Below are 25,568 nucleotides of genomic sequence, written 5' to 3'. Positions count from 1 at the left end.
CGATAAACTATTTCCATCAACTGTAAACCCAGGCTTATGTTCAGCATATATTTTTTGCCAATCAAGATCATCTGAATTGACCCAAGTTAAAACATAATCGACATCAAAGTCACAATCATACGCAAGCCTATTATCCACAATTTCTGACAAATTTGAAACTCGACCAGGTTTTAATATATTATGTTCATCTAAGGTTCTTTTCCAAACCTTTCTAGAAATAGGATTAGGTGAGGGTGACAATATAAAATCGTCAAAATCTTTCCAAAATTCAATCATAATATGAAAACTTGAGTGATTATTTGAATTTTCGACAATGATTAACGACCGCTGCCTTGTTCCCATTAAAGCTATATCAATGCTTAAATTATTGAATGTCTTCCCTGATTTTTTCTTAAGAATGTAGCCATTACTATAAGATAATTCAAAAAGGCTTTTAAGGAAATAAATTTCATTCCCTTTTAATGTACATAAGGTAGTTAAACCATTAGTTTTCTCAAGAAAGAAAAATTTATTTAAACTTTTAAATAATGAAATAAAATGAGACTTTTCCTCAAAGATTGTCAAATTTTCGGGAGCTTCAGTCTCATCAAGAGAAGATTTTTTAAATGATAACTCATTATGGTTTAAAAAATAGAACCTTGAAGCGCTTAGTAAGTGCTTGACTTTTTTATTTATTTTATTTATTAATAACTTCATTTTAATAACTTACTATTTATAAATTAATTTTTTACTCTATCATATTAATCAGCTTTATAACAATAGTAACTGATTTAGACATAGCTACTCTAATTAAAGACTTCTTCAACAACCCGTTTTGTAGAATCGCCATCCTCGTATGGATTATACAGCTCATTGAACCCTCGGTTAAGTGCCTTTTCTGGCATATTTCTCATCACCGAAACAAGTTCATCTATTGTTTCACATATTGGACCTGGTAACTGACTTTCGACATCAATGTAAAATCCTCTATTCTCATTTTCATATTGACTTCTGTCGTACATAAAAAAGAGGATTGGTCGCTCAAGTAGTGCGTAGTCAAAAAATACACTCGAGTAATCTGTTATCAATATATCCGAGATTAAATACAATTCATTAACATCATTGTATTCAGATACATTTATAAAAAATAAGTTATCTTCAGCGGTTTTAGTAAAATAATGCCCACGGAAAATAAAGACGTATTCTTCTCCAAATTCACTTAAGAATTTTTCATCTTCTAATCTATTGTCGAAGAAATGGCTATTTATTTTTGATGAAAATTGATTATCTCTCCAAGTTGGAGCATATAACACAACTTTTTTATCAGTGCCTATATTTAAGGAGTTTCTAATTCGATTCTTTTCTTTTTCATTATGCTTGTTGTTCACGAGGTAATCGTTTCTTGGGTAACCTAGTTCTAAAATGATTTCTTTCTGTATTTTAAAGCTGCTATAAAAGCACTCAGTGGCATATCTACTTGGCGATATAAATTTATCATATCTAACAGAATCTACATGGTAACCATACTTTAGCCCCAAAAGGCTATTTATAGCATTAGCTCCTTGACTAATATCATGACCCAACTTTTTAAGAGGGGTTCCATGCCAACATTGAATATATTTTTGCTCTATTTTTTTCTTTATACGAAAGGGCAAACGGCAATTCGTTACCCAATATTTCGATTTAGCATAAACTTCATCGTATTCTTTTGTGCCATAAAGAACAAAACTTGTATTTTTGTTCTTTATAACTCGTTCTTGTGACGCATTATCACGTTTATCAAGTACCCAGATAAATTTATAATTTTCAGAACCATAATCATCAATTATTTTTTTATATATTGCGTAAGGAGAATCGGAGATATTCCTTCCTTGGAAACACTCAAATACAATAGTTTCATTTTCAATATTTATTCTATTATATTTCAATGAGAAAATCATTTGTGATACATTTACCACAATAAATTTAGATACAAAATCCAAATAACTATTTTTTGAAAGAAAACGTTTTATATATGATAGTAAGTTCATATCAACTCAATTATTACAAGTGTATAAATGCTACAGTAAGCAGCCTTAATGCTAAAAAGTTCATTTTATATTACTCATCTACTTCATCCAAGAAATCATCTAGATATTCTTCATCAACAGGCTCTTCGTCTAAGCTTTTACTGCCGTGGGCACGGAAGTTCTTGTTTTGTATGTAAGCATCTCGGGTAAAGATATATGGATCAGGCGAGTCGCTCAGTAACGCTTCTTGCTGTACCAGTGCTGCGCGGTCTTCCATGCCTTCGAAAGCCCACTTGCCTAGGCCTTGCCAAAAGTTAAGCAGGGTAAGTGGAAAATATAAGCCGTCAACGGTGTCGCCAACGCCTTCACGTAACGTGACTGGACCATACAGTGGAACCATAAAGTATGGGCCGTTACCTACACCGTAGTAACCCATTGAATCACCAAAGGCACGTTCTGAAGGTTTACGGATATCGGCAGCAGACGCAATATCAATTAAGCCCGCAATACCAAAGGTAGTATTGATCCAGAAGCGGTTAAAATGCGTAACGGCTTGCTCACCTTCTAGCATGATGATGCTGTTTACCATGCTGGCAGGTTCATCAAGATTAGCTAGGAAGTTTTTTATCCCCGTTCGCAATGCTGACGGCGTGTAGTCGACATAAGCCAGTGAAACTGGACGGGCTAGATATGGGTCTAGGTAGTTGTAGTTAAGATCCCACATCGCGCGGTTAAAGCCTTCGAGCGGATCATATACGCCCGATACATTGTATTCGCCACCGCTGGCCTCAAGCTCTTCGTAAATTTCCGCTTCAAGCTCTGCATCGGTTTCATCATCAAACGCACTATTACCATTGTAACTATCGTTGTTACTGACGTTGTCATCGTAGCTGACGGCGCTACTCTCTGCATTCACGACAGCTACGGTGTCGATGACGGCAGTCTCTTCTTGAGGCGGCACGATTGATTGCACCTGCGGTTCTGCGGTGATGGGCTCTATCTTTGATTCACGCGATTCCTCACGCGATGAGCCTGCACACGCTGTTAAAGCGAGTACGCTAAAGAGTACAATATGATGTTTTCTGCTCAATGCCTTATCCATAGCGATGTGATTGTCTCAATCCTTTGATTACACACATATACATAACACTCATACCAACCACCATACAACCTTTCCCGCGATACATTATGACGAGTACCCGTAAATATAAAACAGGCTGAATACTACAATAGTATTCAGCCTGTTAACAATTTACCAGTTTATGGTTTGGGGCGCAGCACTAATTTGTTATATCAATACTGCTTATCAATGGTTACGTTAGCAGAGCCGCCTAAAACAACGACATCACTCTGGCCGTACCAATCGCCCTCTTTGCTCATTAAGCTACCATCAGCATCGATACGTGCTTTGATAATATACTCAGGCAATGATGTCATTGGACGCTCAGGGATCATGCTATCGTTATCATCCAGCGTTAACGTTAGCGGAAAGGCTGATAACGGTAAACGCTTCGCTGCAATCGGCATTGGTGCACCGTCAGAGGAGTGGACAGAGACAAACACCAATCCTTGTGGCGGTAGTGTAACATTCGGTGCTAATTCGACTGTTACAGATACCGAGGTTGCGGTGTTTTCACCTTGACTCTGCTGCGCCTGCGCACGTTCAATACTGCGATTTAACATTTCAGCGCGCGGATCATCTTCACCCACCAGCTTTTTCATCATGGTCCAATAAGCAACAGCTTGTTCGTAATCGCCTTTTTCAAACGAATCAAACGCTAGCAGAGACATTGCTCGTAGGTTGGTATGATCTTGCTGAATCACCGTACGTAATAACAAACGAGCTCGCTCGCTCTGCGCTGGGTCACCAATCATCATTAGCGTTTGCGCGTAGCTTAACTGTACTTCGGTGTTATTTGGATCTAAACGGAAAGCACGCTCAAGCGCTTCCTGTGACGTGTTAGCATCGCGGTTCGCCATACCAATACGACCCAATAGCAACCAGCCAGTGGCATCATCAGGATTGTCGTGTAAACGCGTACGCAGTGCTAGCGTAATATCGTCCATCTCTTGATCGCTTAGCGGGTCTGCACCCTGCTCATCCATCAAGCGTTGAGACAATTCAGGCAAACGTGAAACGGTTTCTTTCCATGCAATAACTTTATCAAGGCTACCTGTTTGCATGTACATGCCATAACAAACAAACACCAGTACTAACAAACCAGGGATCAGCATTACCGGACTAACCGTGCTTTTAGCCTGCGCTGCTTGTGCGGGTACATCGTCTAACAATGATTGCTGAAGCTCGGCAACTAGCTCATCTTGGTTTACCACCAAGCCTTCGCTGTTTTCTTCTTTCAGTTCATCCATGCGGTCTTTAAAGAACGCTTTATTTAGCTCGTCTCGGCTTTCGTCGTCATTTTGTTCTTTACCCTTATACATAGGTACAACAAACAACACGCCAGCAATCAATACCAAGAAGGCTGTGATCATCCAAAACAAAGTCATTACTTCACCTTCCCATCTTGGCGGGTTACTGTTTCTTGCTGTTCCATTTCTTTCATCAAGGCGTTAAGACGCTCTTGCTCGTCATCTTCCAGCGGTGATGCTTCAACGCGCACATCTGTTGCTTTACGCGAGCGAACAACGAGAACAGTAAAACCAATCACAATAAACAAGAGAGGACCGGCCCACAGGATAATGGTCGACGCCATGATTGGTGGGTTATAGGTAACAAAATTACCGTAACGCGCAATCATATAATCAACAACATCTTGCTTGCTCTTACCTTCATTCAGCAAATCAAAGGCTTTAGCACGCATATCTTGCGCCAGTTCAGCATTCGAGTCTGCGATATTGTTATTTTGGCACTTCGGGCAACGAAGTGTCATGGTCAACTCACGAAAGTCTTTTTCTTGTTGTGCGTCTTTAAACTCTAAAATATCAATGGCTGCTACCGCTGGCGTGGCAGATATTGTCATCACACCAAAGCCAACACCTAGCGCTAGAATAGGGCCAAGCAGTAGCTGAGCATAACGCCGAGAAAGTTTAATCATCCCTTCGCCTCCTCAATCATGGCATCGTACATTGGCTTGAGTTTATCATTCCAATTACGGTCATTCACATCACCAACATGGCGATAGCGAATAATGCCATCAGCATCAATCAGGAACGTTTCAGGTGCACCGTATACGCCTAAATCCATACCAAGCATACCGTTGCCGTCAAACAAGCTATGAATATACGGGTTACCCAATTCATTTAGCCAACGCACTGCTTTTAAGCGTTCGTCTTTGTAGTTCAGGCCAATAATCTTAACGCCTTCACTGGCCAACTGGTTCAAGTAGGTATGCTCGGCATAACAGGTCGGGCACCATGTCGCCCATACGTTTAACAGTAAAGGCTCACCAGTAAAGATATCTTGCTCATACAGCTTGCCAGCTTCAACCAAGTCTTCTAGCTTGAATTCTGGTACTGGCTTACCAACTAAGACCGACTCCAACTTCGTTGGATCATCGCCGCCTGCATTGCGGCTTAGCTGGTTCATGAACATCAAAACCAGCCCCAAAAAGAAGATCAGCGGAATAAAAAGTAACTTCTTGTTCATCAGTTCGCTTCTGCCTTTTGTTTAGCCGTTGCCGACTTACTATCCGACTTAGCCGTTTTGCGGAAACGGTAGCGCTTATCGCTTATCGCAAATGCACCGCCCAACGCCATCAATGCTGAACCAAACCAAATCCAGTTAACAAATGGTTTGAAGTAAATACGCACTGCCCATGATTTACCATCACCCAGCTTTTCGCCCATAGCAATGTATAAATCACGAGTAACACCACTATCAATCGCGGCCTCTGTCATCATTGAACCCGCTACCGTATAGAAACGCTTCTCAGCATGCAGAGTAGTGACTGCTTTGCCGTCACGAGTAATGTCGAAATCGGCAATGTAACCGTCATAGTTAGGACCATCGGCATCACGCAGACCGGCAAAGTAGAAGTCATAGCCTTGAACATTCACTGATTCACCAGGGGCCAAACGTACATCGCGCTCGATGTCATAATTCGACACTAAGGTAATACCGATAACGCTGACAGCTAAACCGATATGGCCCAGTACCATCGCCCAGTGGCTACGGCCTAGTTTACCCAGACCTTTTACGAAGGTATGACGGTGCGTGGCACGCTCATAAAGCTCAAAGCCATGCATTACAACAATCCAAGTTGCCATTGCCATGCCTAGTACAGCCATTGGCTCAAGGCGCTGAGTAAACAGTTTGATCGAGAGGAAAGCAAAAGGCAGTGTCACCGCACCTGAGATCATCATCTGCTTGCTGATGCTAGAAATGCTATCTCGTTTCCAACGCACCAGTGGACCGATACCCAAAATAAAGGCAAATGGGATCATCAACCAAGTAAACAAGGTATTGAAGAATGGCACACCAATCGACACAGAGCCTAAGCCAATTTGTTTATGTACCAGTGGTAGCAATGTACCAATCAGCACAACCAATAGCGCGGCAACCAATAATAAGTTATTGGCTAATAGTAAATTTTCACGAGAAAACAGGCTGTAGTTACCACGAGAGCGAATCTGCCCACCACGTAGTGCATACAGTAATAGCGAGCCACCGATCACAACAACCAGGAAGCCAAGAATAAACATGCCACGCGCCGGATCAGAAGCGAATGCGTGAACCGATACCAAAACACCAGAACGAACCAGGAACGTACCCAATAGGCTCAATGAGAAAGCTGAAATCGCTAGTAGTACCGTCCATGCTTTGAACGTACCACGTTTTTCTGTCACGGCTAATGAGTGCATTAATGCCGTACCCGCAAGCCAAGGCATGAAAGAAGCGTTTTCTACTGGATCCCAGAACCACCAGCCACCCCAGCCAAGTTCGTAGTAAGCCCACCATGAACCTAGCGCGATACCTAGTGTTAGGAATGACCATGCAGCAATTGTCCACGGACGTGACCAACGCGCCCAAGCCGTATCAAGACGACCTGTCATTAACGATGCAATAGCAAAAGAGAATGCAACAGAGAAACCAACATAACCCATGTAAAGCAATGGCGGGTGAATGATCAGACCCGGATCTTGCAGTAGTGGATTCAAATCTCGCCCATCAACCGGGAAGAATGGCAATGTACGGTCAAATGGGTTTGACGTCACAATGATAAACAGGAAGAAGCCAATGGCGATCATGCCCATCACAGACAATACACGCGCTAATGATTCAAGTGGCATGCCGCGGCTATAAATTGCCACCGCTACTGCCCAGCCCGCTTGGATCAAAGCCCAAAGCAGTAATGAACCTTCATGGCCACCCCATACTGCAGAGATACGATAGTACCAAGGCAACATGGAATTCGAATTACTCGCCACATAGGTGATCGTAAAGTCGTTGGTGTAAAAGCTCCAGCACAGAATAACGAATGACACTAATGTCATTGCGAAGATACCATGTGTTAGCGGGCGAGCCATGCGCATCAGGGCTTGATTACCCACTGTTGCGCCGTATAAAGGATAGACAGCAACGAGGATCGACAGACCCAGCGCCACTATCAAACTAAAATGGCCTATTTCAGCAATCATTATTGTGTACTGCCTTGTAGTTGTTTATCAGTATATTGCAGTGGCTCATGCGTTTTTTTCATTGCCTCTGCAACTTCTGTTGGCATGTATTCTTCATCATGCTTTGCAAGCACTTCATGAGCGACAATTGTTGTTGGATCAATCAATTCACCCTGTGCGACGATACCCTGACCTTCACGGAACAGATCCGGTAAAATACCGTTGTATCGAACAGTCACTGAAGGACCCACATCAGCAACATCAAAGCTCACTTCAAGTGATTTAGGATCACGATTTACGGAACCTTCAACCACCATACCGCCGATACGCAAGCGTTGACCAACATACGGTTTTGAACCATCAGCTTTACCGTTTACGAGTTCCGTCGGGGTATAGAACAAATCCATATTTTGATTAAGTGCATACAGCAATAGACCGATTGTTGCACCGAGGCCAACGACTAGCGCCAGTACCAACGTCAGGCGCTTTTTACGTCTCGGGTTCATAGTGTGTTCTCCAGTTTTTCCGCTTCTTTAATGCGCAGCTCGCGCGCAATTTTATTCTTAATTTCCGCTGATATGCGACGCTTGGTGGTCAGACTAGCAATAATCAGCCAAAGCAGCATACCAAATGAAATGCCATAGGCAGCCCAAACGTAGGGGGCATAGCCACCCATCGCTAAAAAGTCACTAAAAGAATCAAAATGCATAGGGGCCTCACTTCATCAATTCACGCACCCAAGGGCGGTGGCTTTCACGGGCAATAATTGCGTTTCGTAGGCGAACCAAAGTCAGTGCACCAAAGAAACAAGCAAAACCAACGATGTTTAACAGCAGCGGCCAGAGCATACTGGTGTCCATCGATGGCTTATCAAATTTTGTAATCGTTGCACCTTGGTGCAGGGTATTCCACCACTCTACTGAAAAGTGAATGATCGGCAGGTTGATCACACCAACCATCGCCAAAATACCCGCGGCTTTTGCTGCCGTTTTTTGATCGTCAAAAGCGTTATATAACGCAATAACCCCAAGGTAGAGGAATAACAGGATCAATTCTGATGTTAGGCGAGCATCCCATACCCACCATGCGCCCCACATCGGCTTACCCCAAATCGCGCCCGTTAATAGCGCTATCACGGTAAACACAGCACCTATAGGTGCCATTGCCAGTGCAGCAAGATCAGACAGGCGTATCTGCCAAACGATGCCAATAAATGCAGCAATCGCCATCGACATATAAGCTCCCATCGACCAAATGGCTGCAGGCACATGCAAATAGATGATTCGGAAACTGTCACCTTGCTGATAATCTGTCGGGGCAAACATTAGCCCCCACACCGATCCAATCAAGATGCAAACTAAGGCTATGATTGAAAACCAAGGCAACAAGGTACCGCACAGGCGATAGCAATTTTCTGCTTTTGCGTAGGGATGTAACCACTTCCACATAATTCTGCTCTACTCATGTAATAGTTATAAGTACGCTTGCTTAACGGTGTTTGGTTTCTCCAAACAAGATAAAACTTCACCATTAGCAACGTTAATCATCATTATTTTTTGCTGACCCATCAGATTGAGGCAGGAATAAGCCCCTACTTATCCAGATCGACCAAGCAAGTTAAATACTCCTTAGGGGGTATTCAAAACAATAACGCCAGCTTCCTTGTTCTTGCTCAAATTGTCTCATGAGTTCCGGTCTCATGAGACAAAGCTAATTACACTTAATTGTAATCATATATTGCACATTGATGTCTTATTATTGAACACTTATACGTAATGACGCTGCCACAGCAAACGGAGACAAGGTCGCCGAACCGACTAACATCGCCCCCATCAGTGCCAATTGCCCATTGTAAGGCATACCTAAACTGGCTGCATCGATGGCAGAGGTTGCGAATATAAGCACAGGAATGTACAACGGCAATATGAGCAAACTCAATAAAACCCCACCTTTTCGCAAACCGACAGTCAATGCGACACCAATGGCGCCTAGAAAGCTTAAAGTCGGCGTACCGATAAGTAGCGTAAGCACCACGGCTTTCCAAGTTGCCCAATCTAATGACAGCAAAATCGCCAATAACGGGCTGATCAACAGCAGTGGCACACCGGTTAATAACCAATGCGCGATCATTTTAGCAAAAGCCAGTACCGGTAACGGTGTTGGCATCAGCAGCATTTGCTCTAGCGAACCATCAACAAAATCATCACGAAACAACCGCTCCATCGATAGTAAGGCCGCTAATAATGCCGCAACCCAGACAATGCCCGGTGCAATCCTTGCCAGTAAATTCGGCTCTGGCCCCACACCTAACGGAAATAAGGTGATCACAATAATAAAGAACCACAGAGGGTTAAAAACATCCGCCTGACGCCGGAATGCAATCAACAACTCTCGACGAATAACTTGTGTTAAAGCGCTTAACATCATCCCTACCCTACTGCCCCAATTTTATTTTTCTTAAATGGTTGCTATCAGCAAACATGTCTTGGTGGGTAGTTAAAATCACAATGCCACCTCGCATTACATGGGAAAGGAAAAGTTGCTCAAGCACTTTTACCCCTTGTTTATCAATCGCCGTTAGTGGTTCATCAAGAATCCACAACTTATGGTTACTCAGCCATAAGCGCGCCAATGCGACACGTCGCTGTTGTCCGGCAGACAACTGACCTGCTGGCACATCTTCTCGCCCAGCCAAGCCAACCTGCGCAAGTGCTTGCCACAAGCTAGTATCGCCGCTGACTTTAGGCTCTCCGGCCAAGTCACTACCTTCGTTGCTCACGTGCATGGTTTCAAAAAAAGCTAAGTTTTCAAAAGCCGTCAGCTCACGCTTAACCCCAGTTTGATGACCTAGAAATAATAAATCTTGGTGGTAATCTTCACGTGCCGTTTCAATATTTTCATTGTGCCAACATACCTTTCCGCCATCTGCCCGTCCGAGCCCTGCAAGTATACGCAGCAAGGTTGTTTTACCTGCACCATTGTGGCCTTCAATCTGGACAAGTTCGCCAGTTGATACCGAAAAATGCAAATTCTCGAACAGTACCCTTTCGTCTCGGGTACAACTTAACTCTTCAACAGACAACATAAAAATGATGTATCCTAAGTGACACAATTAGGCTTGCATAATACCACAGCGGCCCTATCGATTGTTAGCGACAAGACCCTATTGACTGTTCCCTAAGGTTATTTATTGTGAACTCTATTCGTAGTGATCAGCCGTCCATTCAATTACAGACTAAAAATGGACAGGCCGATGTAAAAAAAGTGCCACAAGATGAATTAAAAACTTCAATAAATGCTACAGCGCGCACAATTCCACCCTTAAATACACAACAACCAACCAACAGTACAGCCATAACCCCCCAGAACTCTAAACAAAGTCAGATCGGCCAGTTATTACAGCAAATGAATGTTTTGCAACGACTATTTACAACTCTGCCTCTCGCTTTCACAGTAGAAAAAAGCTCGCCACCCTCGTCTATTAGTCAGCTTTTGTCGCAATTATTATTACCAGCCAACCAAGCCCACCTTATTCGTTGGCTTCAACAAGGTGCTGGTAAAAGTGCGCTGATTGAACTACTGCTGCAAACGAAAAACCCACAAAGTCCATTACATCAATGGCTCGGCCAATTACCACAACAGCAGCAAGAAGAGGTTATTGCGCTGCTGAAACTGGCGGCTGAACAGCGTTTGGCTCCACCACCCACGACTAAAGATGCTGAAGTTGTACTGGTATACTGGCCGTTACTGCAACAGACAGGTAAAGAAGCGAAGTTGTGGATCCAGCGACAACCGCAGGCAACATCTAAACCTGGCCAAGGAAAGCCCAAGTGGACAGTGAAGCTAACGTTACCAATGGCGACTAACGATGATCTTGAGGCAATTGCAGAGTGGGACGGCCACCAGTTCGGCCTTAAATTTGAGTCACAAAGCCAAGCTTTAATCGACCGTACCGAGCAATTGAGCCCCTTTTTACTCGCACGCTTAGAGCAACTGGGCCTTACTGCCAAATCGGTGCAATTTAATGTCGTTCCTACAACGGGATCAGAGCCCACTCTAACAGCAGGCATTTTGGTGAAAGTATGACTAAACGCGCGATCGCTTTACATTACAATGGCAACAATACGCCTACCGTTGCGGCCAAAGGGTATGACGCATTAGCAGAGCACATTATTGAGCAAGTGAAACAGCAAGGGGGGCTCATTCACCAAGACGAAGCCTTATCAGCGTACCTCAACCAATTAGAGGCTGGCGACAATATACCCGAGCCGCTATACCGTGTAATTGCCGAGCTCATTGCTTTCTCATGGCTATTAAACGGAAAAACCCCGCCCGGGTGGGAAGGGTTAACAGGTATTGATGAAGCTATTTAATCGACGGTTTAACTAGCGGCGACGAGGCTGAGCCATTTTTTGCTGTAAACGAAGCAGTAATTCGGCTTCCGCTTTTGGCAGATCGCACTCTTCCATTAATTCGTTTACGTCAGCACCAAGCTCAACCATTTTACTGGCACGGCTGTAAAGCTTGCCATCAGGGTCTTGCATGGCCATTTCACCTTGCCTGTCAGCAATCACTTCTAAATGCTGAGCCATATCCGCCAATTTTTGGCTCATGCCCATTGTACCAGCACGCAATTCATTAAATTGCTTCAGCAAACTTTCATGCTGGTGACGGGCATTTTTTAATACGGTTTCCGTCGCTGCAAATTTACTTTCAAGCGCCTGGCGTGCCAAACGCTCGCGTTTGACCATTAGCCATGCGATAAATACAGCCAATACCGATACCGCGAGCGGTAACCATTGCAACAACATTTCAAACATTATAGGTACGCCATGTCGTCCCATTCGTCATCAGAAAGCAGCTTATTCAAGTCAACTAAGATCAGCAGCTCACCATCGCGGTTACTCACCCCTTGAATAAATTTAGCACTTTCTTCAGTACCCACGCTTGGGGTGCTATCAATTTCTGAACTGCGCAGGTAAACAACTTCTGCCACACTGTCCACTAAAATGCCAATCACTTGCTTTTCAGCTTCGATGATCACAATGCGGGTATTATCAGAAATCTCACCCTGCATTAAGCCAAAACGTGAACGGGTATCAATCACTGTAACAACGTTACCACGTAGGTTGATAATACCCAGTACATAATCTGGCGCACCTGGTACAGGGGCAATTTCAGAGTAACGCAGTACTTCGCGTACCTGCATGACATTGATACCGTATGTTTCATCTTCCAATTGGAAAGTAACCCATTGCAGTACCTGATCGTTACCGTCTTCTTTTTGTATTTCGGCGACACTCACCTGAGACATGCTGTTTCCTCATTTAACCTAATTTGCAGCTTGAATATTTACAGCCTTACATCTAATCCAGCATTAAGCATGGAAATTAACTCGCTAACATGAATTAGTGCACACATTTTTTCTTTTACCATACCAGCAAGCCAAGGACGTTTCCCAGCCTTCTCTCGCCAGCGAACACTGTGTTCAGTGAGGGTTTCAGTACCTTGCAAGGTATTACACGCTAACCCCCACCGACTATCACCTAACATGACAAGATAACGATATTGTTCGCGATGCTCATCGTCGTTTAATTTTTCGGGCATCACCCAGCGCGCAGTATCGACCACATTAAGCTGGTGCTCTCTGCTGGTCATTAAGCCAAGATACCATGGTGGTCGTCCAAGTAAGTGATTTACATCACCCAACTGGTGAATTCCACCTAACTCGGCCAATGGTACAGCGAACGTTACGCCATTAACATCAAAGAATAAGGCCTGAAATTCACTCCCTAATTGATGCTGTTGCTGCCAGTTATCGGGGGGGATATCATCGCCCGCCTGTGTATTCAACACGGTTTCAACAACTGGCGATTCAATGTTGCCTAGATCAACCTCATCTTTCTCAAGGCTCGATATCTCAGCATCACTTGAAAGCGCATTATTGGCAACGCTAGCATTCGCATCACTAGGATCTATATCATTAACACTAACACCAGCACTAACATCAATAGCGCTGGTGTCATTACGTTCTTGCGCGTCGTGCGCCATCACTTGCAGCCATTCATCACTCAATGTTTCAGTCTGGCTTTGTGGTGATATGACGGGTTCAGCTACCGAAGCGCTGCCCATTTGACTCAACAAACGCTGAACCCCCTCCAACCCAGCGCTAGCAGGAGCAGGCTCATACCAAGAAAGGTGGGTATGCTTCTCTGTCGTTTGTGGGTTAAAGGCATTGACGGCAAGAAGCGGTTCATCAAGCCTAGGGGCCTGATCAAGCGAATCAAAATCAAAGGGAGCTGCCGACTGAACATTCGTGCTATCGATGCTAACAGGCTTAATTATAGGCCCAGCATCTTGATATACCGCTCGGTTATCTGGCCTGGGCAAATCCTGTTTATCGGTACTCTCTTCAGAAGCATTAACCGCTTCACTTGTGCTAGCGTCGGACTCAAGGGTACTGCTAAGCGCAGGGCTATCTTCAGGCTCCGGCTCGGCCAACAAGTCGAAAAAGTAGTCATCCAGCGCTTGTTCACTGGACAGCCGTGCATTATCGCTCATCCTGCTCCAAACGCTCCAAATAATTTAATAAGGTTTTGTAGGCAAAGACCCCACGGCAGTTGCGAGCAAATAACGATGGTGGCATATGCTTGATACTGGCATCACGGAACTTCGTATCGATAGGCACTGCCGATGCCCACACTTGCTCGGGAAAGCGTAACTTCAGCTCTTGTAATGTCTGCAGAGATGCACGTGTTCGCTTATCGTACATCGTCGGTACAATTGTAACTTTAAAACCTGCAGGCCGTGATTTTTGCATAATTTGCAGCGTACGCATCATACGCTCCAGCCCTTTCATCGCGAGGAATTCAGTCTGTACCGGGATCAATATTCGATCGCTAGCAGCCAAGGCATTCACCATCATCACGCCGAGGATCGGAGGACAATCAATTAAGACATAGTCGTAATCATCCGCAAGGCTACTTAGGGCTTTCTTTAAGATCAGCCCCATGCCACCTCGGTTGCCCATCACCCTATCCAAAGTCGCAAGCGACATATGGGCAGGAATAATATCAATGTTTTTGAATGATGTTTTAAGGATCGTTGGCTTAACCGTATCACGATTAATTTCGGTTAATTGAAATAAGTTAAATAGGCTCACGGGCAGCGCATCAGCATCAAAATTGAGGTATGTCGATAGTGATGAGTGAGGATCAGTATCCACTAGCAGTACGCGCTTATTACGCTCACTTAATAACCCTGCTAATGTCACCGTGGTCGTGGTTTTCCCGACGCCACCTTTTTGGTTGGCAATACTCCAGACAATCACAGCAGACTCCTAAGCCATGCCAATTTCGACCAAAATACGCTCTGCGATTCGGTCTAATGGGAGATCTTCTGTCGAAATACCCGCTTTTGCGACGGCTTGAGGCATGCCATAAACGACGCAGCTATCTTCATCTTGTGCCCAAATCGTTGAGCCGTTGCTCTTCAGCATGCGAGCGCCTTCTCGACCGTCGGCCCCCATACCAGTGAGGACCATTGATAACACTTTGTCCTGATACACTTTGGCCGCCGAGCCAAATGTTACGTCCACACAAGGCTTATAATTCATGCGGTCACCACCATCAAGAATTCGCAATCGTGATGATCCTGCTCGACCGTCAACCATCATCTGCTTGCCGCCTGGTGCTAGGTAAGCCATGCCCGGTTTTAAGATATCGCCGTCATCTGCTTCTTTCACGCCGATCTGGCAAAGGTTATTCAACCGTGATGCAAAGGCAGCCGTGAAGGTCGCGGGCATGTGTTGTACCAGTACGATGGGATACGGGAAATTGGCCGGTAATTTCGTCAGTATTTTCTGTAGCGCCACAGGTCCTCCGGTTGAAGTACCGATAGCAACTAACTGGTACTTCTTGCCCGAGGCTTTAAATCGAGTAGCAGGTTTAACGGCTGGTGCACTGCGCACGGGTTGACGCGCTGTCGCGGGAGAAGAACTGGCAGTCGTCAGCGAAGTTCGATTATTACTAGCACTGGCCAGAGAACGTGTTGTCTCTCGCGAGGCTTCTCGCGCTAATGTCGCCGTTGAGGATTGTGCAGTAGCTCGTACCGCTCGGCGCATAAATACACGCTTACGCGCTAATTCAGCGACACGTTTTTGCAATAGGCCAACGGCCTCATCACGGTTACGTGCAATGTCTTCAAATTTTTTCGGCAGAAAGTCTAACGCGCCAGCATCGAGAGCATCAAGCGTGGACTTGGCACCTTCATGAGTTAGTGAGGAGAACATCAAAATAGGGGTTGGCGTTGCCTGCATAATTTCACGCACGGCAGTAATACCATCCATCACCGGCATTTCAATATCCATGGTGATGACGTCAGGGTTTAGCCGTTTGGTCATTTCAACCGCTTCTTTTCCGTTGACGGCATTACCGACAACCTCCAGTCGTGGATCGGCATTAATAATTTCACTCACACGCCGGCGGAAAAAGCTTGAATCATCCACCACCAATACTTTTACAGCCATGTTAAATTTTTCATCCCGTTTATGAGTTCAATCAAACCAACTATGTTGCAGCTCTCAAATAAAGACTTAATGGCTTCACCGCGACGGTGAAGCCATTAATACCAACCTAAATCAGTCAGTGCTTTTTCGTTCTAATTATATTCATTAAGCCCCATCCCAGTGGCTTAAATGGGTCGTTAACGACCTGCGTAATGCTTCAGCAAGTTTGGTACATCCAAGATCAGTGCAATATGACCATCGCTGGTGATTGTTGCACCCGCCATACCCGGCGTACCCTGCAACAAATCATCGAGTGGCTTGATCACGACTTCTTCTTGGCCAATCAAAGTATCAACAACAAAACCGATACGCTGATGCCCAATTTGAACAATAACAACATGACCGTGTTCGCGTTCACGCTTTGGAATACCAACGCCAGATAACCAATCTTGCAAGTAGAACAACGGAATAGCTTTATCACGAACAATGATCGTTAGCTGGCCATCTACCGTGTTGGTCTTGCGCAGATCTAAATGGAATATCTCGTTCACACTTGGTAATGGCAATGCAAATGGCTGCTCTGCCACGCCAACCATTAGTGTCGGCAAGATAGCTAACGTCAACGGCACTTTAATGTCGATGCGTGTCCCTTTACCTAGTGCAGAATCAATGCTGATCGAACCGTTTAACTGGCTGATCCCCGTTTTCACTACGTCCATTCCAACACCGCGACCAGAAATATCTGAAATTTCTTTTTTGGTCGAGAACCCTGGCGCAAAAATCAGGTTATAACATTCGGTATCGGTTAAACGTGAGGCTGCATCAGCATCCATCACGCCACGATCAACCGCAATGCCGCGTAGTTTATCGGGGCACATACCACCACCGTCATCTTCAATTGACAGTAAGATATGGTCGCCTTCTTGTGATGCCGAGAGCATGACAGTACCGACACGAGGTTTACCGGCTTTTTCACGGATCGCTGGCATTTCAATGCCATGGTCAACCGAGTTGCGCACTAGGTGGACAAGTGGATCAGCCAGCGCTTCAACTAAGTTTTTATCTAAATCCGTTTCTTCACCGCGCATTTCCAGCACAATGTCTTTATTCAGGTTACGTGCCAAATCGCGTACAACACGTGGGAAGCGACCAAACACTTTCTTGATTGGCTGCATGCGCGTTTTCATTACCGCGCCCTGTAGATCCGCGGTGACAACATCAAGGTTGGCTACCGCTTTCGACATTTCTTCATCGTTACTGTTCAAGCCCAAGCTAACCAAGCGGTTACGTACCAGTACAAGCTCACCCACCATGTTCATAATGACATCAAGGGTTGATGTATCGACACGTACGGTCGCTTCTGCGGCTTTGCTTTTCTCTTTAACTGCAACGGGTTTAACTTTACGCTCTTCAACTGGTGCACTTACAGGTGCGACTGCTGCAGGTTGAACAGCAGCTTTAGCAACAGGTGCTGCTGCCTCTACTGACGCTTGTGCTTGAGATGATACGGGCGCCGATTGTGCGATAACAGCGTCTGCGAATGTACTGACATCGTCAAGCATGTCAGCAACAGGCTTGGTGGCAATCTCAAGCTCTTCTGCTAATGGACCTTTACCACTGCCGTGAAGTTCATCAAGCAAACGCTCGAATTCATCGTCAGTCATAATGTCATCGTCACCGCTGGTTGCGCCTGTATCTGCTGGAACACTGGTTGCGGGAACACTTGCTACAGGCGCAGCAACCGCAGGGGTTACCTCAGCCACAACGTCGCTATTACCCGGACCTTTACCGCTGCCATGTAATTCATCGAGTAAGCGTTCGAATTCATCATCGGTGATGTCGCCGCTTTCAGATTGGATCTGAGTCACAATGCCACTTGGTGAAGAGTGGCTTGGAACTGTCTCGGTAGCATAGCTCGTGGGCTGCGCTACACCGGACGGGCTGCCGCCGACACCATGAAGCTCATCAAGTAGACGGTCAAATTCATCTTGAGTGATATCATCAATACCATTACCTGAAATAGCCGCTCCTGAAGAAGTGGCTGACGTCGGTGCAACATCTGGTACTGCTGCTACTGCGGCCGCTTCAATAACGGGAGCCGCAGGCTGTTCAATGACAGGTGCTTGAGGCTGAGTAGCCTGCAACAGCTCTTCTGCAGTTACGGGCTGGCTAAAGCGTTGGAGTGCGTCCAGTAAGCTTTGCTCTGCTGGGTCGACAGGTTCACGTTCTTGCACCTGTGCAAACATCACGTTGATCGTGTCTAGCGCTTCTAGGATCACATCCATCAATTCAGATGTTACCGAGCGCTTGCCCGTTCTAAGCAAATCGAAAATATTCTCTGCACCATGACAAGCATCAACCAGCTCAGCGAGAGAAAGAAAACCAGCGCCACCTTTTACGGTGTGGAAACCACGGAAAATAGCATTAAGCAACTCTGAATCGTCAGGGCTACGCTCAAGCTCTACCAGCTGCTCAGAAAGCAACTCAAGAATCTCTCCTGCTTCAATCAAAAAGTCTTGCAGGATATCTTCGTCTAAATCAAAGCTCATATAATTCCCCTAAAATCCAAGACTCGACAGCAAGTCGTCTACATCATCCTGGGTAGACATGACATCCTCACGTACCTCGCTGTTGACAATCGGCCCTTCTGGCGACAAAACACGTGCTTCTCGTAGCACTTCGGTTCTGTCTTCTTGTTCCATGCCAAATGCTTTTAGGATCTCAACTAATTGATCTTCTACTTCGTGCACTAACTCAATGACCCGGCGAATGATCTGCCCAGTCAAATCTTGAAAGTCTTGTGCCATCATAATTTCAGTCAACTGGCCACGTAAAATCGTGCTGTCGCCTTCAACTTGGTTAAGTAGATGATCAATGTCGTGACAGAGCGACTTGAATTCAGCAAGGGCTATTTGCCCGCCCATCAAACGCTTCCACTGCGGATGTACCTGCTGTAATGTATCCCCCAATTTATCGGCTAACGGCTGAATACTATCTACAGCATCCATGGTTTTATTCGCCGCCGCTTCCGTTTTATCAATGACATAAGATAAACGGTCACGCGCATCGGGGATTTCAGTTTTCGCTAAATCATTAATACGGGGATCAAGACGGAAGTTAGCTAGCGAATCATGAAGCTGGCGCGTTAGCTTACCCACTTCAGCATAAACAGGGTCTCTGCTGTCAGTGACAAGGTTTTTAACTAACGTATCCGCCGCTTCCTGCTTACCATTTTCTAATAGGCTAACAAGCTCTTTTGCCTGATCAAGTGAAATCATTATTGTAATAATCCTTTTAGCGCCTAACTGGCAGTTACTGCATACGCTCGAAAATCTTCTCTAACTTTTCTTTCAAGGTTGCAGCGGTAAATGGCTTAACGATATAGCCATTTACACCAGCTTGTGCCGCTTCAATGATCTGTTCACGTTTCGCTTCTGCCGTGATCATCAATACTGGTAAGTGCTTCAACTCATCATCAGCACGAATGTGCTTTAGCAAGTCAATGCCCTGCATGCCAGGCATGTTCCAGTCTGTTACGACAAAATCAAAACCGCCTTTCTTCAACATCGGAAGGGCAGTCAATCCATCATCCGCCTCTTGGGTGTTATTAAAGCCCAAGTCACGTAGCAAATTTTTGACGATACGGCGCATTGTTGAGAAGTCATCAACAATGAGGATTTTCATGTTTTTATTCAAAGTTGCCTCCACTGAGGTCACAGTGTTTTTATCTAATGGGTATTACGCAGCCCAAGCCTTTAGCTTTGACCGCAAACGTTGCATCGCCTGACTATGAATCTGGCTAATTCGGGATTCACTCACCCCAATCACAGCACCAATCTCTTTGAGGTTTAATTCCTCGTCGTAGTATAGAGATAGCACCAAAGCCTCTCTTTCAGGCAGTGTTTTGATTGCTTCCGTTAACGAATGACGGAAATTATCATCCACAACCCCCTGAAATGGAAGATTTTCTTCAAGTGATTCTTCACTTGCAACCGCATCTTCAGACACACCGAGGTCTTCCATACCTATTAATCGACCACAATTAACATCATTTAAGGCGTGATGGTACTGTTCGAGTGTCATTTCGAGATATGCGGCTATTTCTTGATCATTCGGGTCTCGGCCTAGCTCACTTTCAAGTGTTGAAATGGCTTCGGTGATCCGACGGTTATTTTTATATACGGAGCGTGGCACCCAGTCGCCGCGACGAATATCGTCGAGCATGGCACCACGAATACGAATACCAGCAAAGGTTTCAAAACTTGCGCCTTTGCTTGGATCATAATTTTGCTGGGCTTCAAGCAAACCAATCATGCCCGCTTGAATCAAGTCTTCTACAAGAATGTTAGGCGGAAGCCGTCCCAATAAATGATGGGCAATGCGCTTTACCAAAGATGAATATCGTTCAATAAAGGCCTGCGGACTTTCTTGGTATCGCCCGTATGTCAGCGCCTTATTCACCTAAGGGAACCTCTCTCGGTTCGCGTTTAACCAGTAGCTTTTCAACAAAAAACTCTAAATGCCCACCCGCACTTGCCGGTACCGGCCAAGTTACTGCTTTATTCGCCAACGATGTTAAAGCCAGCGCTGCTGGGCTACGTGGAAACGCTTCAACCACAATTTTTTGGCGCTTAACCGATTGGCGTACGCGATCGTCCAGCGGGATACAAGCAACGAGTTCAAGGTTGGCATTAAGAAAGCGTTCTGTTACTCGCGTTAACTTGGTGAATAAATCCCGGCCTTCACGGTAACTACGTACCATGTTCGCAACAATCTTAAAGCGCTGAACATCGTATTCACGGCTGAGAATTTTAATTAGCGCGTAGGCATCTGTAATGGATGTCGGCTCATCACACACAACAACCAACACGTCTTGAGCGGCTCGAGAGAAGCTAAGTACCATGTCAGAGATACCAGCTGCGGTATCGACCAACAACACATCAACATCTTCTTCTAGGCTACTGAATGCCCGGATTAGTCCCACATGTTGTGCAGGCGTCAGCTCTGCCATGTTTTGCGTACCCGAAGAGCCTGGAATAATTTTCACACCGTATGGGCCTTCAACAATGATATCTTGAAGATCACACAGCCCAGCCAATACATGTGACAAATTTCGACTTGCACGTAAACCGAGCATAACGTCGACATTCGCCAAACCAAGATCTGCATCCAACACCATGACTCGCTTACCTTGGCGAGCCATCGAAATCGCCATATTCAAGGTAACGTTAGTTTTACCTACTCCGCCCTTACCACCTGTTACAGTGATAACTTTGGTAGAGCTTAGTCGTGTCATACGGCGCAAACCGCTAGCTTGATCGTACATGCTATTCTCAATCATAGAAGTCTGCCGCCTGATTCTCTGAGCTATCGCTACTCCAGAAATGGGATTGTTGGCTCAACTCTTTTTCTAATAATTCATTTGCCCGTGCAACTAAATAATTACCCGTGGCGACCTTTATATCTTCTGGTACACGCTGCCCGTCAGCCAAATAAGCGATTGGCAATGCATGCTGTATAGAAACACAAATCACTTCACCCAAGCTTAAAGACTCATCCAGCTTAGTCAGAACGCACCCTGATAATGGGATACGGCGGAAGTGCTCAATGGTTTCATGCAAGACGCGACGCTGTGCCGTTGCTGGTAACACCAAAAAGCTGCGGATTTGTGCGCCGCTATTTTGCATCAATGTATCCAGTTGTTCCGAGAGTCGGATATCGCGCTGCCCCATGCCTGCAGTATCAAGCAAGACAAGGCGACGGTGCCTTAGCTGATGAAGTATATCGGCCAACTCTTCGGCATCTTTAGCAACTCGTACCGGACATCCCATAATTCGGCCATAAGTGGCTAACTGCTCATGGGCGCCAATACGGAATGTATCGGTTGTGACTAGCGCTATTTGATCTGGACCAAAATCCATTGCGGCACGTGCTGCCAACTTCGCGATGGTGGTGGTTTTACCTACCCCCGTTGGTCCTAGTAAAGCGACAACACCGCCAGTTTCTAAAATACAATCTTCGGTAGTGATCAGCTGATCTGAAAGCAAATCAAGCAAAGCTGGCCACGCTTCATTACTCGGCACATCCTCTGGGATATAACACGCCAGCTGATCGGCAAGCTCAGGAGAGAGGCCCATTTTTTCAAGGCGCTTAATCATCATCGCGCGCATCGGTTCACGGCGCTCGACCTCCTGCCACATGAGCCCAGATAACTGATGCTCCAGCAATTTACGGATCGAGGCCATTTCACTGCGCATCGCATCGATGTCATCACCATTTTGCTGGCTAGCTTTGGCATCATAACGACTTGGATCGAGTCGATTTCCCCCTCGCGAAGGCTCTGACTGACGGTGACCACCAAATAAATCTTTTTTGCGTTCATAGCCAAGCGGCTCAGGCTGCTTAGTGGCCGGACGACGATAATCACCAATATCTAAGGCATGCTGTGGCTGACGCCCCATGCCTTGGTGATTTCTCGATGGCTCTTGGCGTAAGTCGCGTCGTTGCTCATGGCGGGCAGGCTGGCTGCTCCTCATGCCACCGCCATGCATTGCATCACGCCCGTAACTGTTGTTACGCGTTGCAGGCTCACGCTGTTGACTGTGCATTGGCTCGCGATCAAAACCTTGATTATCACCCTGATGTTTTGACTGACGTTTTAATAGCGCGGATAGCGAATCAACCTCAGTTTCAGGGGCATCTTTCGGTTCTTCATTACCTGTATAGTTTTGCAGCACGTTCGCAAAACGGCTTACCGCAGGCTTTTGTAACTGAACCCTATCGTCGGCTAGCTTTCGCTTTGCTTGACCTAAGCGCTCAGCAAGTGCATCTCGGGTTTGCGGTGCAGATTTCGGCGGCTCATTTGCCACATCGGTATCGACGGCAGCAACAATTTCAACGCCACCCGTCACTTTCTTATTCGACATGATTACGGCATCTGCACCCAGTTCTTCCTTGACCTGGCTCAGGGCTGTTCGCATATCTTTTGCAAAAAAACGTTTAATTTTCAATGCTATATTCTCGTTTTATTCGCTATTGCCTCGGCGTCAGCCCTGCAAAGCCACTGTCCATCATTGCTACTATTTGGGTAGTTAGCGAAGATTATTCTTAGTTCCCCACCGCATTCACAATACGTATCTGTTTCTCATCAGGCACTTCCTGATACGACAGCACACGCAATGACGGGATGGTATTTTTTACAAACTTGGCAAGGGTTGAGCGTAATACACCTGAAGTCAGTAAGACTGCAGGTTCGCCTTTCAACTCTTGCTGCTGGGTTGCCTCAGTAAGTGAGCGCTGTAAGCGTTCTGCAAGCCCCGGTTCAATACCTGTCGATTCACCACCGGCTGATTGCATAGTTTTATGCAATATTTGTTCCAATTCTGGAACCAATGTGATAACGGGTAACTCTGGCTCTATGCCATTGATTTCTTGGCAAATAAGGCGTTTCAAACCAATTCGTACTGCTGCGGTTAATATGTCAGGATCTTGACTCTTTGAAGAGTACTCAGACAGGGTTTGAACGATGGTACGTACATCCCTAATAGGAATACCTTCATGCAGCAAGTTTTGCAGCACTTTTACCACCACACCCAGAGAGAGTTGATCCGGTACAAAGCCTTCCACCAGTTTAGGTGTGGTTTGGCCTAACATTTCAATGAGGTTTTGAACTTCTTCATGGCCCAAGAGCTGAGAAGCACAATTGGTCAAAATTTGGCTTAGGTGAGTGGCAAGTACCGTCGCGGAATCAACCACGGTATAACCTAATGCTTGTGCATGCTCACGCTGCGATTCCATGATCCAAACCGCTTCTAACCCAAAAGCAGGGTCGGTGGTCGCTTCGCCATCGATCGTGCCAAAGACCTGTCCCGGATTAATGGCAAGTTCCATGCTCGGGTGAATATTAGCTTCACCACACGCCACCCCCATCAAGCTAATGCGGTAGGTATTGGGCGGCAATTCCAAATTATCACGGATATGCACTGGTGGGATCAAGAAGCCAAAATCTTGAGACAGTTTCTTTCGCACCCCTTTCACACGGTCTAATAACTCGCCACCCTGCTCTTTATCCACCATCGGAATTAATCGATAACCGACCTCTAAACCAATAACATCGACTGGCTGAACGTCGTCCCAAGAGAGCTCTTTCTGTGGTTGCTGAGTTGTAAGTTCTGTGGATGGCGTTTCCGCTTCTGCAATTGCCTCTGCTTGTAATTTTTTTATTCGCCAGTATGCAATAGCCCCGATCACCGCAGCAAGTAACAAGAAAGGAATATGTGGCATGCCCGGCACAATACCCATTACAAATAAAATCACACCTGTAATAATTAATGCTTGGGGGTTATTGAACATTTGAAAGGTCATTTGCTGACCCATGTCTTCGTCAGTATTTTGACGGGTCACCATCATTGCCGCGCCAATCGACAACAGCAGCGATGGTATCTGTGCTACCAAGCCATCACCGATGGTTAGTAAGCTATAAATCTCAATCGCTTCACCAAAGCCAAGGCCATGCTGGGTCATACCAATGACCAAGCCACCGACAATGTTAATACAAAGGATCATGATACCGGCAATGGCATCACCTTTAACAAACTTCGACGCACCGTCCATTGAACCGTAAAAATCAGCTTCTTTGGTGACTTCAAAACGACGGGTTCGCGCTTGGTCTTGGTCGATAAGGCCTGCATTCAAGTCGGCATCAATCGCCATTTGCTTTCCGGGCAAGGCATCAAGGGTAAATCGAGCACTTACTTCTGAAATACGGCCAGCACCCTTGGTCACAACCATGAAGTTGATGATCATTAAGATAAGGAATACCACTAAACCGACTGCGTAATTACCGCCAATCACAACCGAGCCGAAAGAATCAATCACTTGCCCTGCGGCATCTGGGCCTTCATGGCCATACAATAGAACAACACGCGTCGATGCCACATTAAGCGCAAGGCGCAGTAGCGTGGCAATCAGCAATACGGTTGGAAAAGCGGCAAAATCCAGTGGGCGGCGGGTATAAACCGTCACGAGTAATACAACCAACGCCAGCGCAATATTGAAAGAAAAAGCCATATCGAGCAACACGGGCGGGATTGGCAAAATCACCATCGCCAACGTTGCTAGTACCATAATCGGTGCCCCGATTGACGGCATAGACTTCAAACGCGCGAGTGGCACTTTTTCTAAGAAAGGTAAAGATAGCTTCATTAATTCTAATTATTGAGTAACGCTGCGCTGCTTTACTCATGTCATTTTCATCACGAGGTGTACTCGTAACACATGAAGATCAGCTGCAGAAATCAAAATAAACATACCAATCTACATATATATCAGCTCAGTGATCCCAAGCACCACACTCGTTAAGGTGGTAGTTGTTAAGGTGATAGATATCCAGATTGGTACAGGAAACGGGTATTTTACCGTCATATCCAACAAATCGAAACTAGATTAGCAAGTTTCGTACCTATCAATAAGCAAGCTTCATGCCTATCAAGTCGTCA

Annotated in this window: 26 protein-coding genes; 2 read left to right on the top strand and 24 right to left on the bottom strand. The window is 45.6% G+C overall.

The window, feature by feature from the left end; genetic code table 11:
• The 12 genes from L4D09_RS03670 to ccmA all read right to left on the bottom strand — a co-directional run.
• The coding region (locus L4D09_RS03670) for a hypothetical protein (RefSeq protein ID WP_428456132.1) at positions 1 to 696 on the bottom strand (696 nt) is incomplete at its 3' end.
• Positions 697 to 785: 89 nt separating this feature from the next.
• Positions 786 to 2,009, bottom strand: a complete 1,224-nt coding sequence (locus tag L4D09_RS03665) for a CDP-glycerol glycerophosphotransferase family protein (protein WP_428456131.1) — start codon at positions 2,007 to 2,009, stop codon at positions 786 to 788.
• A gap of 70 nt (positions 2,010 to 2,079) precedes the next feature.
• Positions 2,080 to 2,922, bottom strand: a complete 843-nt coding sequence (locus L4D09_RS03660) for an MlaA family lipoprotein (RefSeq protein WP_428456145.1) — start codon at positions 2,920 to 2,922, stop codon at positions 2,080 to 2,082.
• Positions 2,923 to 3,281: 359 nt separating this feature from the next.
• Complete coding sequence (gene ccmI, locus L4D09_RS03655) at positions 3,282 to 4,496, bottom strand: c-type cytochrome biogenesis protein CcmI (RefSeq protein ID WP_428456130.1); 1,215 nt, start codon at positions 4,494 to 4,496, stop codon at positions 3,282 to 3,284.
• The gene (locus L4D09_RS03650) at positions 4,496 to 5,044 is read right to left on the bottom strand and encodes a cytochrome c-type biogenesis protein (protein WP_428456129.1); all 549 of its coding nucleotides are present in this window, start codon (positions 5,042 to 5,044) and stop codon (positions 4,496 to 4,498) included. Before L4D09_RS03650 ends, ccmI begins: the two co-directional genes overlap by 1 nt.
• Entirely contained in the window at positions 5,041 to 5,595 is a 555-nt protein-coding gene (locus tag L4D09_RS03645) for a DsbE family thiol:disulfide interchange protein (RefSeq protein ID WP_428456128.1), read from the bottom strand. The genes L4D09_RS03650 and L4D09_RS03645 overlap by 4 nt, the downstream gene beginning before the upstream one ends.
• Positions 5,595 to 7,586 carry a heme lyase CcmF/NrfE family subunit gene (locus tag L4D09_RS03640; protein ID WP_428456127.1) on the bottom strand — a complete coding sequence of 664 codons (1,992 nt, stop codon included), beginning with the start codon at positions 7,584 to 7,586 and terminating at the stop codon, positions 5,595 to 5,597. The genes L4D09_RS03645 and L4D09_RS03640 overlap by 1 nt, the downstream gene beginning before the upstream one ends.
• Positions 7,586 to 8,071, bottom strand: coding sequence for a cytochrome c maturation protein CcmE (gene ccmE, locus L4D09_RS03635; protein WP_428456126.1), 486 nt, complete (start codon positions 8,069 to 8,071; stop codon positions 7,586 to 7,588). Before ccmE ends, L4D09_RS03640 begins: the two co-directional genes overlap by 1 nt.
• A complete protein-coding gene (ccmD, locus tag L4D09_RS03630) occupies positions 8,068 to 8,274 on the bottom strand; it encodes a heme exporter protein CcmD (RefSeq protein WP_428456125.1) in 207 nt (68 codons plus the stop codon). Before ccmD ends, ccmE begins: the two co-directional genes overlap by 4 nt.
• Before the next feature lie 7 nt (positions 8,275 to 8,281).
• A complete protein-coding gene (locus L4D09_RS03625; protein WP_428456124.1) occupies positions 8,282 to 9,013 on the bottom strand; it encodes a heme ABC transporter permease in 732 nt (243 codons plus the stop codon).
• A 307-nt stretch (positions 9,014 to 9,320) separates the two neighbouring features.
• The gene (gene ccmB, locus L4D09_RS03620) at positions 9,321 to 9,989 is read right to left on the bottom strand and encodes a heme exporter protein CcmB (protein ID WP_428456123.1); all 669 of its coding nucleotides are present in this window, start codon (positions 9,987 to 9,989) and stop codon (positions 9,321 to 9,323) included.
• 10 nt (positions 9,990 to 9,999) lie between these two features.
• Positions 10,000 to 10,650, bottom strand: coding sequence for a cytochrome c biogenesis heme-transporting ATPase CcmA (gene ccmA, locus L4D09_RS03615; protein WP_428456122.1), 651 nt, complete (start codon positions 10,648 to 10,650; stop codon positions 10,000 to 10,002).
• 107 nt (positions 10,651 to 10,757) lie between these two features.
• On the opposite strand from ccmA, the gene L4D09_RS03610 reads away from it, so the two are divergent.
• Both L4D09_RS03610 and L4D09_RS03605 read left to right on the top strand, forming a co-directional pair.
• Positions 10,758 to 11,651 carry a hypothetical protein gene (locus L4D09_RS03610; protein ID WP_428456121.1) on the top strand — a complete coding sequence of 298 codons (894 nt, stop codon included), beginning with the start codon at positions 10,758 to 10,760 and terminating at the stop codon, positions 11,649 to 11,651.
• On the top strand, positions 11,648 to 11,938 hold the full coding sequence (locus tag L4D09_RS03605) for an EscU/YscU/HrcU family type III secretion system export apparatus switch protein (protein WP_428456120.1): 291 nt from the start codon (positions 11,648 to 11,650) through the stop codon (positions 11,936 to 11,938). Before L4D09_RS03610 ends, L4D09_RS03605 begins: the two co-directional genes overlap by 4 nt.
• A 12-nt stretch (positions 11,939 to 11,950) precedes the next feature.
• Here the strand turns inward: L4D09_RS03605 and L4D09_RS03600 are convergent, their stop codons facing one another.
• From L4D09_RS03600 to flhA, 12 genes are all read right to left on the bottom strand, one after another.
• Entirely contained in the window at positions 11,951 to 12,385 is a 435-nt protein-coding gene (locus L4D09_RS03600) for a DUF2802 domain-containing protein (protein WP_428456119.1), read from the bottom strand.
• Positions 12,385 to 12,879 carry a chemotaxis protein CheW gene (locus L4D09_RS03595; RefSeq protein WP_428456118.1) on the bottom strand — a complete coding sequence of 165 codons (495 nt, stop codon included), beginning with the start codon at positions 12,877 to 12,879 and terminating at the stop codon, positions 12,385 to 12,387. The genes L4D09_RS03600 and L4D09_RS03595 overlap by 1 nt, the downstream gene beginning before the upstream one ends.
• A gap of 38 nt (positions 12,880 to 12,917) precedes the next feature.
• Positions 12,918 to 14,126, bottom strand: a complete 1,209-nt coding sequence (locus tag L4D09_RS03590) for a chemotaxis protein CheW (RefSeq protein ID WP_428456117.1) — start codon at positions 14,124 to 14,126, stop codon at positions 12,918 to 12,920.
• A complete protein-coding gene (locus L4D09_RS03585; RefSeq protein ID WP_428456116.1) occupies positions 14,116 to 14,895 on the bottom strand; it encodes a ParA family protein in 780 nt (259 codons plus the stop codon). The genes L4D09_RS03590 and L4D09_RS03585 overlap by 11 nt, the downstream gene beginning before the upstream one ends.
• 9 nt (positions 14,896 to 14,904) lie before the next feature.
• Positions 14,905 to 16,092, bottom strand: a complete 1,188-nt coding sequence (locus L4D09_RS03580) for a protein-glutamate methylesterase/protein-glutamine glutaminase (RefSeq protein WP_428456115.1) — start codon at positions 16,090 to 16,092, stop codon at positions 14,905 to 14,907.
• Between the two features lie 176 nt (positions 16,093 to 16,268).
• Positions 16,269 to 18,620, bottom strand: coding sequence for a chemotaxis protein CheA (locus L4D09_RS03575; protein WP_428456114.1), 2,352 nt, complete (start codon positions 18,618 to 18,620; stop codon positions 16,269 to 16,271).
• Between the two features lie 9 nt (positions 18,621 to 18,629).
• Complete coding sequence (locus L4D09_RS03570) at positions 18,630 to 19,349, bottom strand: protein phosphatase CheZ (protein WP_428456113.1); 720 nt, start codon at positions 19,347 to 19,349, stop codon at positions 18,630 to 18,632.
• 34 nt (positions 19,350 to 19,383) lie between these two features.
• Positions 19,384 to 19,755 (bottom strand): chemotaxis response regulator CheY, encoded by a 372-nt coding sequence (gene cheY, locus L4D09_RS03565; protein WP_428456144.1) that lies wholly within the window; start codon positions 19,753 to 19,755, stop codon positions 19,384 to 19,386.
• Between the two features lie 54 nt (positions 19,756 to 19,809).
• Positions 19,810 to 20,532: an RNA polymerase sigma factor FliA gene (locus L4D09_RS03560; protein ID WP_428456112.1), complete on the bottom strand. Its 723-nt coding sequence runs from the start codon at positions 20,530 to 20,532 to the stop codon at positions 19,810 to 19,812.
• Positions 20,525 to 21,412, bottom strand: coding sequence for a MinD/ParA family protein (locus tag L4D09_RS03555; RefSeq protein ID WP_428456111.1), 888 nt, complete (start codon positions 21,410 to 21,412; stop codon positions 20,525 to 20,527). The genes L4D09_RS03560 and L4D09_RS03555 overlap by 8 nt, the downstream gene beginning before the upstream one ends.
• A complete protein-coding gene (gene flhF / locus L4D09_RS03550) occupies positions 21,405 to 23,081 on the bottom strand; it encodes a flagellar biosynthesis GTPase FlhF (protein WP_428456110.1) in 1,677 nt (558 codons plus the stop codon). The genes L4D09_RS03555 and flhF overlap by 8 nt, the downstream gene beginning before the upstream one ends.
• A 97-nt stretch (positions 23,082 to 23,178) precedes the next feature.
• Positions 23,179 to 25,275, bottom strand: coding sequence for a flagellar biosynthesis protein FlhA (flhA, locus tag L4D09_RS03545; protein ID WP_428456109.1), 2,097 nt, complete (start codon positions 25,273 to 25,275; stop codon positions 23,179 to 23,181).
• Positions 25,276 to 25,568: the final 293 nt, after the last annotated feature.

The sequence above is a fragment of the Photobacterium makurazakiensis genome, from assembly GCF_050336715.1.
Lineage (GTDB): Bacteria > Pseudomonadota > Gammaproteobacteria > Enterobacterales > Vibrionaceae > Photobacterium > Photobacterium makurazakiensis.
Note: the sequence above shows the minus strand (reverse complement) of the source record. Positions and strands in the feature narration are given on the sequence as shown.

Bases quoted from the DNA above. Each gene is read 5' to 3' on its own strand.
- L4D09_RS03645 (WP_428456128.1), bottom strand. From the start codon at position 5,595: ATGAACAAGAAGTTACTTTTTATTCCGCTGATCTTCTTTTTGGGGCTG.
- ccmI (WP_428456130.1), bottom strand. From the start codon at position 4,496: ATGACTTTGTTTTGGATGATCACAGCCTTCTTGGTATTGATTGCTGGC.
- L4D09_RS03595 (WP_428456118.1), bottom strand. From the start codon at position 12,879: ATGTCTCAGGTGAGTGTCGCCGAAATACAAAAAGAAGACGGTAACGAT.
- L4D09_RS03605 (WP_428456120.1), top strand. From the start codon at position 11,648: ATGACTAAACGCGCGATCGCTTTACATTACAATGGCAACAATACGCCT.
- L4D09_RS03555 (WP_428456111.1), bottom strand. From the start codon at position 21,412: ATGATTGAGAATAGCATGTACGATCAAGCTAGCGGTTTGCGCCGTATG.
- L4D09_RS03665 (WP_428456131.1), bottom strand. From the start codon at position 2,009: ATGAACTTACTATCATATATAAAACGTTTTCTTTCAAAAAATAGTTAT.
- L4D09_RS03590 (WP_428456117.1), bottom strand. From the start codon at position 14,126: ATGAGCGATAATGCACGGCTGTCCAGTGAACAAGCGCTGGATGACTAC.
- ccmA (WP_428456122.1), bottom strand. From the start codon at position 10,650: ATGTTGTCTGTTGAAGAGTTAAGTTGTACCCGAGACGAAAGGGTACTG.
- L4D09_RS03600 (WP_428456119.1), bottom strand. From the start codon at position 12,385: ATGTTTGAAATGTTGTTGCAATGGTTACCGCTCGCGGTATCGGTATTG.
- L4D09_RS03570 (WP_428456113.1), bottom strand. From the start codon at position 19,349: ATGATTTCACTTGATCAGGCAAAAGAGCTTGTTAGCCTATTAGAAAAT.
- cheY (WP_428456144.1), bottom strand. From the start codon at position 19,755: ATGAAAATCCTCATTGTTGATGACTTCTCAACAATGCGCCGTATCGTC.
- ccmB (WP_428456123.1), bottom strand. From the start codon at position 9,989: ATGTTAAGCGCTTTAACACAAGTTATTCGTCGAGAGTTGTTGATTGCA.
- L4D09_RS03625 (WP_428456124.1), bottom strand. From the start codon at position 9,013: ATGTGGAAGTGGTTACATCCCTACGCAAAAGCAGAAAATTGCTATCGC.
- flhA (WP_428456109.1), bottom strand. From the start codon at position 25,275: ATGAAGCTATCTTTACCTTTCTTAGAAAAAGTGCCACTCGCGCGTTTG.
- ccmD (WP_428456125.1), bottom strand. From the start codon at position 8,274: ATGCATTTTGATTCTTTTAGTGACTTTTTAGCGATGGGTGGCTATGCC.
- L4D09_RS03640 (WP_428456127.1), bottom strand. From the start codon at position 7,586: ATGATTGCTGAAATAGGCCATTTTAGTTTGATAGTGGCGCTGGGTCTG.
- L4D09_RS03650 (WP_428456129.1), bottom strand. From the start codon at position 5,044: ATGATTAAACTTTCTCGGCGTTATGCTCAGCTACTGCTTGGCCCTATT.
- ccmE (WP_428456126.1), bottom strand. From the start codon at position 8,071: ATGAACCCGAGACGTAAAAAGCGCCTGACGTTGGTACTGGCGCTAGTC.
- L4D09_RS03580 (WP_428456115.1), bottom strand. From the start codon at position 16,092: ATGGCTGTAAAAGTATTGGTGGTGGATGATTCAAGCTTTTTCCGCCGG.
- L4D09_RS03575 (WP_428456114.1), bottom strand. From the start codon at position 18,620: ATGAGCTTTGATTTAGACGAAGATATCCTGCAAGACTTTTTGATTGAA.